We start from the raw sequence: 12751 nt of genomic DNA, 5'->3' as shown, positions 1-12751 counted from the left end.
AGCCGTCCGGCGCCACCACCGGTACACGGAGAAGCCCCTTACGAGGCGGCGCGGTCCGACACGGTCCGCCGGGCCGCGGCCCCCGACCACCGCGAACCAGCCACGGCATCGACCCCGATCCGGGGTGCGGGACGCGGTCACACAAGTGCTCACCACCTATCTCACACCACGTCAGAGAACAGGAGACGATGTCTGATGGCCGGAAAGAACAGGCTCGGTGACCATCCCACCGTCGTGAAGGTCCGCCAGCGGCACGATCGCGGTGTCACCCGGCCCGCCGAGCCGCTGGACGCTGCCTGGCTGCGGCAGTTGGTGCTCGACGCGGGTGCGGACGACGTCGGTCTCGTCGAGATCGGCAGGCCGGACATCGCCGACCAACGGGCCGACCTGGAAGCCGCGTTGCCGGGTGTCCGTACGCTGATCAGCTTCGTGACCCGGATGAACCGGGAGAACGTCCGCACTCCGGCCCGCTCGGTGGCCAACCTGGAGTTCCACCACACCGGCGACCACACGAACGAGGTCGGGCGGCTCGTGGTGGGGGAGTTGGAGGCGGCGGGCGTGCGCGCCATCAACCCCGCGATGGGTTTCCCGATGGAGATGGACAAGTTCCCCCGGAAGACCTGGGTCGTCGGGCACAAGCCGGTCGCCGTGGCGGCCGGGCTCGGCAAGATGGGAATCCACCGCAACGTCATCCACCCGAAGTTCGGCAACTTCGTCCTGCTGGGCACCATCCTCGTCGACGCCGAGGCCAGCGAGTACGGTCGGCCCCTCGACTACAACCCCTGCCTGGAATGCAAGTTGTGCGTGACGGCCTGCCCGACCGGCGCGATCGCCTCCGACGGCCACTTCAACTTCTCCGCCTGCTATACGCACAACTACCGTGAGTTCATGGGGGGATTCGGCGACTGGGCCGAACAGGTCGCCGAGAGCCGCGACGCCCAGGACTACCGCTCGCGCGTGAGCGACAGCGAGAGCGCGTCCATGTGGCAGAGCCTGTCCTTCGGCGCGAACTACAAAGCGGCCTACTGCATGTCGGTGTGCCCGGCCGGCGAGGACGTCATCGGACCCTGGCTGGAGAACCGCAGGTCACACCTGACCCAGGTGGTGCGCCCCCTGATGGACAAGGAAGAGACCGTCTACGTCGTTCCGGGTTCCGACGCCGAGCAGCACGTGGCGAAACAGTTCCCGAACAAGCGGACGAAGCACGTGGCGATGAGCCTGCGCGCGAACAGCATCGACGGCCTCGTGGAGGGCATGCCGCTGATCTTCCAGCGTGAACAGGCCAAGGACATGTCCGCCACCTACCACTTCACCTTCACCGGCGACGAGTCCCGCCAGATCACCGTGACCATCCGCGACCGCGAACTCGGTGTCACCGACGGCCATCACGGAGACCCGGATCTCAAGGTCACCGCCGACACGGCCACTTGGCTCCGCTTCCTCACCAAACCGACCGTGCTCGCGTGGGCGTTGGCGCGGCGCCAGATCAAATTGCATGGCTCTCCCCGGCTGTTGCGGGACTTCGGCCGCTGCTTCCCGTCCTGATCGACCACGAAATCGACCACGAAATCGACCGCGAAGAGAAGCGGAACACCCCCACATGAAGAAGGTTCGGTCATGAGCACTCCCGGCACCGAGGTCGACCTCGACCTCGTACTCGAACGCAAAGAGGCGATCGCCGACGGCGTCGTCCTGCTGACCCTCCGCGACCCGGAAGGCCGGCCCCTGCCGGAATGGGCGCCCGGCGCGCACCTCGACCTCGTCCTGCGGGCCGACCTCGTCCGGCAGTACTCGCTGTGCGGGGACCCGGCGGACCGGTCCCGCCTCCAGGTCGCCGTGCTGCGCGAACCGGAGAGCCGGGGCGGATCGAGTCACGTGCACGACGTCCTCGGCGAAGGCGAGAGGGTGCGCGTCCGCGGACCACGCAACCACTTCCCGCTCGTGAGAGCCGAGAGCTACCTGTTCATCGCGGGCGGCATCGGCATCACCCCGATCCTGCCCATGATCGCGGCCGTCGACGCGGCCCGCGCCGACTGGCGCCTTGTCTACGGCGGCCGTACCCGCTCCTCGATGGCGTTCGCCGAGACGCTGCGGCGGACGTACGGAGACCGGGTGAGCCTGCGGCCTCAGGACGAGTACGGGCTCCTGGACCTGGCAGCCCTGCTCGGCACACCGCACCGGGAGACAGCCGTCTACACCTGCGGTCCGGAACCGCTGCTCGCCGCGGTCGAGACCGGCTGCGCGAACTGGCCCACCGGCTCCCTGCACCTGGAGCGCTTCGCCCCGAAGACGGACGCCGCCGCCGGGCCGTTCACCGCCTTCGAGGTCGAACTCGCCCGTAGCGGCGGGACATTGAAAGTCACCGAGGACATGTCCATCCTGGAGGCCGTCGCCGAAGCCGGCGTCTCGGTGATGACCTCGTGTGAGGAGGGCATCTGCGGAACCTGCGAGACGAGAGTGCTGTCCGGGGAGATCGACCACCGCGACTCGGTCCTCGACGACGAGGAACGCGCCGCGGGCGACACGATGATGATCTGCGTCTCCCGGGCCAAGGGCGACCGACTGGTCCTCGACCTCTGATCCGTTCCCGCGAGCGTGCCTGGAGCCCCGGTGCAGAAACGCGCACCGGGGCGCTGTCCGGTTCATGACCCGTACGCGGCGATCGTCGAGCGCGCTCACGTCGGAGTGGTGGCGGCTTCCGTGTCAGCGGTGGGCGGCGCGGTTCATCTCGACGACGTCCTCGTGGGTGAAGGTGTCACCGAGGGCGGCGAAGCGTTCGGGCATGCTGTCGCGGACGAGGGCGTCCTTGTGCCGGCCGGCCGCGGCCAGGGCGGGGCCGAGTTCGTCGAGGGTGAGTTCGGTGCAGTAGGCGGGGCCCATGGGCTGCTGACGCCAGGAGTCGGCGAGCACGCCGGCGTCGTACGGGTCGAAGCCGGTGTCGTCCACGAGGCGCATCGCCACCCGGCGGGCCCCGTCGGAGTCGGCCGCGACCGGGATCGCGATACGGCCCGGAGTTCCGGCCGGTAGGCCCTTGGAGCGCTGTGTCTCGGCCAGGGCGGCGTTCCACGCCTTGACCACGGGGCGCCCGAGCCGTTCGGCGTTGCGGACGCTCTCGACCTGGCCGTTCTCGACCTCCTCGATCCGCCCGTTGAGGTGGGGGTAGTAGTTCGAGGTATCGATGACCACGGTCTCCTCGGGGACGGACGTGAACAGCCCGGCCAGCTCCGGGACCCGGTCGAAGGGGATGGACAGGATGATGACGTCCCTGTCCTGGACGGCCGCGTCGAGGGCCACGGCACGGGCCCCGGACTCCAGCACGTGGGCCGGGACGGACTCGGGGCCCCGGGCGTCCGCGACCTGGACGTCGTGGCCGGCGCCGCTGAGCTTGAGAGCGAGGTTTCCACCGATCGCACCCGCACCTATAACGGTGATTTTCATGATTTGTCCTCTCTGGGGGTGTGCTGGCCCTGAGGGCAGCACGATGTGACGGTGAGGCCAGGGGGCGCCCGGCCTCACCGGTTGCAGGGGTGGTGGTGCGGTCGCTCGGCTATCCGGTGATGTCGCCCGGCTCGCGCAGTACGCCCATCGCCTGATCCGCGAGCGCGGACAGGTCGGCCGTGCCGCCGCTCGCGGTCCAGGCGTCGGTGGCCGCGTCCAGACAGGAGATCGCCGCCGCCACGAGCGCGTGGGCGCGCAGGTCCGTGGTGGGGTTCGGGCCGCCGAGCCGACGGGAGATCTCTGGTGCCAGCATGCTCTGCCAGCCCTGCGTCTTCTCCCACTGCCGGGTCATCAGCGCGCACGCGTCGCTGAGCAGTCGCATCGTCTCCACCGACGGACCCGGATCGCCGGTCTCCGGACGGGTGACCACGTCGAAGGCCCGACGCAGCGCCTCCCACGGCCCCTCGTTCCCCGGGCGGGCGGCGAGGGCGGCGGCGATCTCCCGGCCGAACTCGACGATCCGTCCGAGGACGACCTCTTCCTTCGTCCCGAAGTACCGGAAGAACGTGGCCCGCGACAGGCCCGCCTCCGCGGCGATCTGCTCCACGGTCGTGTTCTCGAAGCCCTGCTCCGCGAAGAGCCGGAAGGCGACCTCACTGACCTCGGCCCGCATTGCGGCACGCGTCCGCTCCCGCAACGAGGAACGCCCGGGAGGGGCGGGCTTCGTGGTGGCGGTGGATGACGTGCCCGATGACTTGGCCATGCCCCGATCGTACACAGACTCGAAGTGAGACTCAATCTCAGATGGAGGTGACGTCTCACTCGCTGGTTCGCGGGCAGCTCCTCCGGGGCGAGGCTCTTCGGCGTCCCGACGCCCCACCCCGCAGTCCCGCCCGGCCCCCATGGGCCCGACGACCTACGCCGACCCCTATTGCCGCTCCGACGGCACGCGCGTGCGCGGTCACCGCCGGTCCGTCAGCCCGCGCACCAGCGGCAAGACACCGACCAGCACCACACCGTCCCGCTCGGCACCGGCGTCGGCCGCTCCACACCGGTAGGTGAACCTGCCCGGTGCCGGCGGGCTCGTTATCTGAGGTGACGTGGACACGGAAGGCGTGACATAACCTTGTCATCGACTGAGCCCGGCCGGTGCGGAACCGGCCGGGCGTATTTGTGAACGGGGGGCAACACTTTGCGTGTTCGTCATGCCACTTCTCGGACCGCCGCCACGGCGACATCGACGGTAGCCGTCCTGCTGGGGTGCGCCTGCCTCACCGGGGCCGGTGCTCAGGCCGCCGCCGCGGACAGCCAGGCGACTCTGCCGATCTCGGCGGACTGGCCGAGGGGCGAGATGGTGGTGGACGGTGTTCATCGCCGCGTCTTCATCAGCGACCCGAAGACCGACTCCGTGGTCGTCGCCGACTACACGGGCAAGACCGCGGGCCGGATCACCGGCGAGGCGGGCAGTGCCGGAATGGTGCTGAGCGAGGACTCCTCCACGCTGTACGTCGCCCTGCCCGACGCCGACGCGATCTCCGCCGTCGACACGGTCACGCTCAAGGAGACCGCCCGCTACGCCACCGGCGCGGACACCGCCCCGCTGGACCTGGCCCTCGCCGGCGGCAAACTCTGGTTCGGCTACGGCGCGTACGCGCGGGGCGGCGGCAACATCGGCTCCCTGGACCTCTCCGGCACCGGGCCGGCCGTCACGCTGGACCAGTCGGGCGGGGTGCCCTGGGAGTCGGCGCCCCAGCTGACCACCGCCCCGGGCGGCGGCGGGGGAGTCCTCGTCGCGGGGAACAAGGACCGTTCCCCGGAGGAGATCGCCGTCTACGACGTCTCCTCCGGCACGGCGCAGCAGCGCGCCTACCGCAAGGAGATCATGCCCGAGACGCTTGCCGGCCAGGAGGACCTGGCCGTCTCCCCGGACGGGAGGGAGATCGTCACCGCGGACGGCGTCGAGGACTTCGTGATGAACTTCGCCGCCGACCTCTCCGGTGGCAAGAGCGTCAGGACCCTGCCGATCCAGGGCGAGCCCAACGCCGTCGAGTACGCGGCGAACGGCGCGCTGGCCGTGGGGGTCCGGTACGGCAAGGGCGTGGACACCTACGTCTACCGGCCGGGAGACAGCTGGGCGACCCGGTTCGTCAGCACCGGCCTCTACAACTCCGTACAGCCGCACGGCCTCGCCTGGGCGCCCGACAGCAGCAGGCTGTTCATCCTCACCAGCGACGGCGCGAGCGGGAAGAACCTCGTTCTGCGGACGATCGACGACGCCGCCAAGGCGGTCACCAAACTGAGCGTCAGCGCCCCCGCGAAGGCCCCGCTGGACAGGAAACTGACCCTGACCGGCACGTTCGGCTTCGTCCGGCCCGACCTTCCCGGCTCCGTGCCGATCGAGGTGACCCGGGCCGACCTCGCCTCGCCCAAGGGCAAGCCGCTCGGCACCCGTACGGTGTGGCTGTCGCGCGACCGCGTGTTCACGATCGAGGACACCCCGCAAGCGGGCGGCAAGGTCACCTACACCCTCCGCTACCCCGGCGACGCCACCCACGCCCCCGTGACCGCCACCGCCGCGGTCGTGGTCCCGCGCAACAGGACGACGCTGACCCTGGCCGGGAACGCCAAGACCGTCAAAACGGGGAAGAACGCCACCGTGACCGCCAAGCTCGGCAAGACCTGGAAGGAGCGCAAGGTCTCGGTGTACGCGCAACCGGCGGGCGGCGCGAAGAAGCTGGTGCGGACTGCCGTGGTCAACCGCGACGGCAAGCTCGTCATCACCTACAAGGTCACCAAGAACACGACGTTCACCGCGGTCTTCGGCGGCGACGCACGCACCGAACCGATGCAGGCCACGACCTCGGTCAAGGCCGGCAAGCGCTGAGCCGCCCGACCGGGGCCGGTCACGTGGGCCGTCGGGACGCCGGTTTCGGGGGAATCGGCGGTAATCGGCTCCACGGGGAGGCCGCGCTCGCTAGCGTGGCGGCGTAGGGGAGGGAGGCCGGGCGGGTGACGACGCTGGTCGTGGGATTTCGGCTGGGCAATGACACGACCAGCTGGCAGGTCACGGTCTTGGTGACCGAGTCCGGGGTTCTGCACCGCGGCTACGGCATGTACGGGAAGCCGCCGAGGCTGTCCAAGCCGCAGCCGTCACGCGCACTGGACAGCCGAGTCCTCCTTGCAGCACGGGAGCACCCGCTGACCCGCCCCATCGTCGATCTCCGTAAGTATCACGCCGGTTATCTGAAGAAGGGCTACTCCCGGACCCTCATCCCGCCGGCCGTCGTACGCCTCGACGTGGAGGAGAGGCCGCCCCTTTCGAAGGTGCCCCATCACGAGTTGTTCGAGGCGTTCACCGGAGCCGCCCCGAACACACCGCAACCGCTCGACACCGCCATCGGCGCGTTCCGCACCGCGCTCGGCCTGCCCACCCGGCCCGCGAACGTCTCGTCGGCTCCCCGTCCCCAACCGTTGCCGCCCCGCGTCGAAGCCATGCTCCGCGCTCTCGAACACGGCTCCTCCATCAGCGCGCCACACGGACTGCCGGTCGGCTGGACCGTCACGGGGGAGGAGGTGCGGCTCCATGTCGGCAGGACGGGGGCGACCCTCGACCGGCGAGCGGTGATCGAACTACAGGCGGCGCTCAGCGCGTGGCTGCGCTTCACGGAGAAGCCGATCCGAGCAGACGGTCATTGAACCTCGGCAAGCCGGGTCACGGGGCAGTCCAGGCGGGTCGCTGAGCGCGCTCCGATCGCGAGGAGCCTGGCGGCGGCGCAGCCCACCCGGCCGACCCGTCGGGGCGAACCGACGGGACCGGGCGCACCGTGCGTTCGTGAGGCTCGGGGGGTAGGGCGACGGGCCTGCACTGCCCCGATCTACCCAGGGGGCGAGCGGTGTGCGTCCCGCCGTCGAGCACTCCTCTCCTACACGGCGATCCCGTGCGAGCGCCCCCCGTAGAAGTCCAACAGACCCCTACTTCTCCGCGGAGCTCAGACGCTGGGCCGCCGTGTCATCCCGTCGACCGACCGGGATGACGCCGGTCGCGGCGGCGAGGCCGTAGGCGGGCATGTCGACGTACACCGATTCGTAGGAGCCGGCCGGGACGATGAACGTCTCGTGCCAGATGCCGACATGGCCCTTGCCGGCGCGAGCCCAGCGGTTGAAGGCGGGGCGGTGTTCTGTGTTCCGCTGGTGGGCGTAGGCGAGGAGCCGTTCCTTGTCGGACCAGTGCTGCCCTTCTCCACCTTCGTCGGCCAGCACGCCGACTGGCGCGCCCTGTACGGGCGTCGTCGTCGGCCTGCTCACCGGAGCCGCCCTCGTCGCCTGGCTGCCGCGCACCGACGACCTGCGCGGCGGCTCCCTCACGGGCGAACTGGGGTGCCCTGCGGGACGCCTCGCTCATCCCGGTCGCGCTCGCCCTCCTCGGTGTCGGCATGGCGGCCGGCAACCACCTCGGCGACCACCTGATGGTCCTGCTGCCCTGCCTGTTCGGTGTCGGCGCGACCATGATGTTCGCCGTCCCCACCATCCAGGTCCGGCTGACCGCGTTCGCGCCGGACGCCCCGACCCTCATGGGCACCCTCGACCTGGCCGCCCTCGACCTCGCCAACTGCCTCGGCGCGCTCGGCGGCGCGGGCATCTCTCCACCGTCTGGGCCAGCTTTGTCCTCACTGCCCGAGACCGTCGCGTGGGTCGATTTGGCGGAGGCCCGTTCCGCCGGGGTGTGACGCAGGGACACCGGCCCGGCCCCGCCGCTCTCGGTGTCGACGCCGCCCCGGCCCGCGCAGATCTTCCGGTAGTCCGTCCCGTACTTCTTCCTGGTGGCCCTGTCCGCCCCGATGTTCTGCTGTACACGGTCAAGCGGCCACGCCTCCTCGGCCGAGTGCAGAGGAGGCGCCGTCCGCGAAGGACCTCAGCCGGCGCCGCGCACGCACTCCTTCAGTGTCTTCGTGCACCTGGTCCGGCCTCAGCCGATCGTCCTGCTCCGGCAGCACGTTCGAGAACGTTCATCCACGGGAGGTTCAGTGACCAAACGGACCACGGACACGCTTCATGCCACGACGGACGGCGGACAGAGCCCGCCCCCGGAGCTCCTGCGCCGCCTGGAGCACGGCCTGCGCGCCGATCTGTCCGCCATGCGCATCCACACCGGGCCGGCCGCCGACCGCCTCGCCCGCGGCCTGGGTGCCGAGGCGTTCGCGAGCGGATCACACGTGTTCTTCCGGCGAGGGGCCTACCGACCGCACTCCCCGTCCGGGTTCCGGCTGCTGGCCCACGAAGCCGCTCACCTCGTCCAGCAGGCCCGCGGCGAGGTCGGCGGCACCAGACACGGAAGATGGACCGTCAGCGCGCCCGGCGACCCCTGGGAGCGGGAGGCCGACCGCTGGGCCGACGCCGTTGTCCGGGGGCGGACCCGCGAGGGAGACCCGGTGGTCGTGCCGCCCGGCCGCTCCGCGACGGTCCAGCGGCACGTCTCCTTCGAACACCGCATCCTCGGCGACGCCCCGACCAAGAACCTCGTCGCGATCTCCACCAACGCCCCCGACCGCAACAGCATCCTCGACGCCCAGATCAGGCTCCAGGAACTGTGGCGCAAGGACCCGGAGTCGGTGACGGCGAAGGAGATCGACGACCTGAAACTGGGCATCGAGACCCTCCGTATCGGACCCGGCGACGGGCTGCTCGTCACCTACGGCGAGCTCAACGCGCTGCCCGACTACCTCGCCGACGCCGGCGCGTTCGCCACGGTGCCCAAGGAGACCCTCCTCGGAGTCCTCCAGTGCATCCGCCAGGAAGGGTTCAACCACCTCACCGGCATCCGGACGGGCAAGACACCCAACGACGAGTTCGCGCACGCCGCCGCGTCGCCGTGGAAGCTCGGCCTGGTGAACGACATCGTCGAGACGGCGTCCCTCAACGCGTGGACCTCCGGTCTGGGCTTCCTCGGGGAGGACCACTACCAGGGGCTGCTGGCCCGCAACGCCTGCCACTTCGCGCCCTACTCCTGGTTCCGCTGGCAGACGTTCCACATGGTCGCGAGGGACCTGGCCCAGCGCTCGTACCTGAACAAGAAAGATCCCGAACTGGCGCGGCAGGCGCGGATGTACAACGGCTACGCCGACCACTTCCTCCAGGACTCGTTCGCCGCGGGCCACCTGATCAACAAGACCCTCGTCATGCAGTGGTTCATCGAGTGGGCGGCCACGAAGAACCTGCTGCCGATCGCGGACTGGGACCGGATCAAGAACATGACGGCGAAGCGGCAGCCCGGTCTGGCGGATCTCAGCCTCTACGACTCGGGGTACGGGCCGTCGAACGACCCGCAGACGGCCCAGGAGGCGGCCACCCTCGTCCGCCGTGTCCTGGGCAGCGGCCTCGTCGCGGACAAGGACCTCGGCCTCGGCCGGACGTACCAGAACTATCTGACCTTCCTCACCGGGGCGGCTGCCCAGCTCGGTTCGGGCATGCTGCACGACCACTACAACTCCACGTCCGTCTACGTGAGTTCGGTCATCGAGCCGCAGCCCTACGCGGTCTGGGGCGACGACACCCTCCTGACCGGCGCGAACGGCTCGGCCGGCGTCGAGGCCACCAGCAAGGCGACCCAGCTCTCGCAGCAGGCCCTGCGCGAGATCCTCGCCGAGGGGGAGACCGGCATCGCGGTCAAGCTCATCCGTGACCGGTTCCCGACCCGGGCGGGCGCCGATCCGAAGAACATGAGCGATCTGAAGTCCTGGAACACGGGCCAGGAGTCGTCCTGCATGGGGCTGTTCGACAAGTTCGTGCCCAGGCTCAAGGAGCTGCTGGTAGGACTCGCCAGCCCGCGGCTCGGGGTCGTCTCGCGCGACCAGGACTTCGCCGGCGTCTGGAACCGGCGCCTCCCCAGCTCCAGTACGTCGCTTCCCCCGGTCCAGATCACCGTCGCCGGAGGGAAGGTCTTCGCCGGCTCGAACGGCTACGTCCACCAGGTCGACCGGATCTCGGGGAAGATCGTGCACAGCCTGCTGGTGACCGACCAGATCGGGGTGGGCGACTACACCACCAGACTGGCCACCGACGCGAACTACGTCTACGCGGGCGTCCACGGCCACGTCTACGGCATTAGCCTCAACGGCGCCTGGGGGAAACCGGCGTGGGCTGCCGGCGTCGGTGGACTGGGTACGCCCCCGGTCGATGTCCTCGCCGCCGGCGGGAAGGTGTTCGCCGGGTCGAACGGCTACGTGTACCAGATCGACCCGTTCTCGGGGGAGATCGTGCACAGCCTGCTGGTGGCCGACCAGTTCGGTCTGGGTGACTACACCACCAGGCTGGCCACGGACGGCACCAACCTCTACGTCGGCGTTCACGGTCATGTCTACGGAGTCAGGATCGACGGCTCCTGGAAGCAGCCGCTGTGGGCTGCGGGCGTCGGTGGACTGGGCACGCCCCGGGTCGATGTCCTCGCCGCCGGCGGCAAGGTGTTCGCCGGCTCGAACGGCTACGTGTACCAGATCGACCCGCCCTCGGGGAAGATCGTCCACGACTTGCTGGTGGCCGACCAGATCGGCCTGGGTGACTACACCACCAGACTGGCCACGGACGGCACCAACCTCTACGCGGGCGTTCACGGCTACGTCTACGGGATCGGCCTCGACGGCGCCTGGAAGCAACCGCTGTGGAACGTGGGAGTCGGCGGCATCGGAGCCTTCGACCCGGTGAGCGTGACCGTCGGCGCGGGAAGGGTGTTCGCGGGTTCCAACGGCCACACCTACGAACTCGATCCGGGCTCGGGGCAGGTCCTGAACAGTCTGCTCCTGACTCTTCCCGTCAGTACGGGCGGCGACTACGACACCGCCGTTGTCGCCGACGGCTGGAACCTGTACGCGGGTGTCCACGGCTATGCCTCCAAGCTGCTGGTGAACAACGCGGAGCTGGACGGCACCCTGTGTCACAACTGGCAGGACAAGGGCGGCGGCTGGCACGGGTGGGACACGAAATTCGACGGAGCCCCGTCCGCGGTGCGGTCGGTCACCGCTCACCTGGGTCCTGTCGCGGACCTGGAGGTCTTCGCGATCGCGGACGGTGGCACCGTGTACCGCAACTATCGGTTTCCCCACGTCGGCTGGCAGGGGTGGGAGATGCTCGGCGGAGCCCCGCCCCGAGTGCAGTCGGTCACCGCGCAGACGGGCGCCGACGGCAATCTCCAGGTCTTCGTGCTCGACGACAAAGGCATCCTCCACCACACCTACGAGGACCGGCGGGGCTCCTGGCACTTGTGGAGGGCGAACTTCGACGGAGCCCCGTCCGGACTGCTGTCGGTCACCGCGCAGCTGGGCGCCGGCGGCAACCTGGAGGTCTTCGCCGTCGGGGACGACGGCGAGCTGTACCACGACTGGCAGGACAAGGGCGGCGGCTGGCACGGGTGGGGGGTCTTCGACGCCCCGCCCGGAGTGCAGTCGGTGACCGCGCAGTTGGGCGCCGGCGGCAACCTGGAGGTCTTCGCCGTGGGGGAGGGCGGCATCCTGTACCACAACTGGCAGGACCAGAAGGGTGGTTGGCACGGGTGGGAGGCGGGCTACGACGGAGCCCCGCCCATAGTGCAGTCGGTCACCGCGCAGTTGGGCGCCGGCGGCAACCTGGAGGTCTTCGCCGTCGGGAACGGCGGCACCCTGTTCCACAACTGGCAGGACCAGAACGGTGGTTGGCACGGGTGGGAGGCCGGCTTCGATCAGGCCCCGCCCGGAGTCGAGTCCGTCACCGCGCAGCTGGGTGCGGGCGGCCATCTTGAGGTCTTCGCCGTCGGGAGCGGCGGCACCCTGTTCCACGACTGGCAGGACAGGGACGGCGGTTGGCACGGGTGGGAGGCGGGCTACGACGGAGCCCCGTCCGGTGCGGAGTCCGTCGCCATGGCCCTGAGCCCCGACGGCAACCTTGAGGTCCTCATCACCGCGACGCCGTGAGCATCTGGAGCGGGGCGACAGCCCGCCGTCACCGGTGTCCGCGATTCCGCGGCAACAGAAACCGCCCTACGAGGAGACAGACATGAAGAAGTCGGACGACCGGTTCGCGCTGAGCCGCAGGCAGATGCTCGGCAGGGCCGCCGCGGTCGGCGGCGCGGCCACGATCGCGTTGAGCACCGGAACGGTCTACGCGCCCGGCGCGTCGGCGGCCACCGAGGACGACTGCGACGAAGGCCCCGGAATCACCGCCGCCTACGCCCTGCCCGACGGCGAGCAGGGGTTCGTCAGAGGCAAGGAGGTCCGTCACACCGACTGGGCCGCCGGCACCGCCAGGAAGCTGGCGGACCGGTTCCCCACGCTTCCGAAGAGCTTCA

General features: G+C 70.0%; 10 protein-coding genes. 7 read left to right on the top strand and 3 right to left on the bottom strand.

The genetic code is table 11. The features are described 5' to 3' along the window. Window positions 1-195 precede the first annotated feature (195 nt). Both ABZX85_RS38210 and ABZX85_RS38205 read left to right on the top strand, forming a co-directional pair. Complete coding sequence (locus ABZX85_RS38210) at window positions 196-1545, top strand: SCP2 sterol-binding domain-containing protein (protein ID WP_355879627.1); 1350 nt, start codon at window positions 196-198, stop codon at window positions 1543-1545. A 72-nt stretch (window positions 1546-1617) separates the two neighbouring features. After that, the gene (locus ABZX85_RS38205; RefSeq protein ID WP_355879624.1) at window positions 1618-2580 is read left to right on the top strand and encodes a PDR/VanB family oxidoreductase; all 963 of its coding nucleotides are present in this window, start codon (window positions 1618-1620) and stop codon (window positions 2578-2580) included. A 123-nt stretch (window positions 2581-2703) separates the two neighbouring features. Here the strand turns inward: ABZX85_RS38205 and ABZX85_RS38200 are convergent, their stop codons facing one another. Continuing rightward, a complete protein-coding gene (locus tag ABZX85_RS38200) occupies window positions 2704-3438 on the bottom strand; it encodes an NAD(P)-binding domain-containing protein (protein ID WP_355879621.1) in 735 nt (244 codons plus the stop codon). Window positions 3439-3547: 109 nt separating this feature from the next. Continuing rightward, a complete protein-coding gene (locus tag ABZX85_RS38195) occupies window positions 3548-4201 on the bottom strand; it encodes a TetR family transcriptional regulator (RefSeq protein ID WP_355879619.1) in 654 nt (217 codons plus the stop codon). Window positions 4202-4630: 429 nt separating this feature from the next. Here ABZX85_RS38195 and ABZX85_RS38190 point away from each other — a divergent pair, with 429 nt between their 5' ends. Beyond that, entirely contained in the window at window positions 4631-6322 is a 1692-nt protein-coding gene (locus ABZX85_RS38190; RefSeq protein ID WP_355879616.1) for an Ig-like domain repeat protein, read from the top strand. Between the two features lie 125 nt (window positions 6323-6447). Next, on the top strand, window positions 6448-7134 hold the full coding sequence (locus ABZX85_RS38185) for a hypothetical protein (protein WP_355879613.1): 687 nt from the start codon (window positions 6448-6450) through the stop codon (window positions 7132-7134). Between the two features lie 276 nt (window positions 7135-7410). On the opposite strand, the gene ABZX85_RS38180 is transcribed toward ABZX85_RS38185, so the two are convergent. Beyond that, a complete protein-coding gene (locus ABZX85_RS38180) occupies window positions 7411-7803 on the bottom strand; it encodes a DUF4188 domain-containing protein (RefSeq protein ID WP_355879610.1) in 393 nt (130 codons plus the stop codon). 68 nt (window positions 7804-7871) lie between these two features. Between ABZX85_RS38180 and ABZX85_RS38175 the strand changes: the two genes are divergently transcribed. The 3 genes from ABZX85_RS38175 to ABZX85_RS38165 all read left to right on the top strand — a co-directional run. Further along, a complete protein-coding gene (locus tag ABZX85_RS38175; RefSeq protein WP_355879607.1) occupies window positions 7872-8165 on the top strand; it encodes a hypothetical protein in 294 nt (97 codons plus the stop codon). A 297-nt stretch (window positions 8166-8462) separates the two neighbouring features. Beyond that, the gene (locus ABZX85_RS38170; protein ID WP_355879604.1) at window positions 8463-12377 is read left to right on the top strand and encodes a DUF4157 domain-containing protein; all 3915 of its coding nucleotides are present in this window, start codon (window positions 8463-8465) and stop codon (window positions 12375-12377) included. Window positions 12378-12459: 82 nt separating this feature from the next. After that, the coding region (locus ABZX85_RS38165) for a hypothetical protein (protein WP_355879601.1) at window positions 12460-12751 on the top strand (292 nt) is incomplete at its 3' end.

The organism is Streptomyces sp. NPDC004539 (assembly GCF_040610055.1).
Lineage (GTDB): Bacteria > Actinomycetota > Actinomycetes > Streptomycetales > Streptomycetaceae > Streptomyces.
The sequence above is the reverse complement of the archived record's forward strand: the minus strand, read 5'-3'. Positions and strand labels throughout refer to the sequence as shown.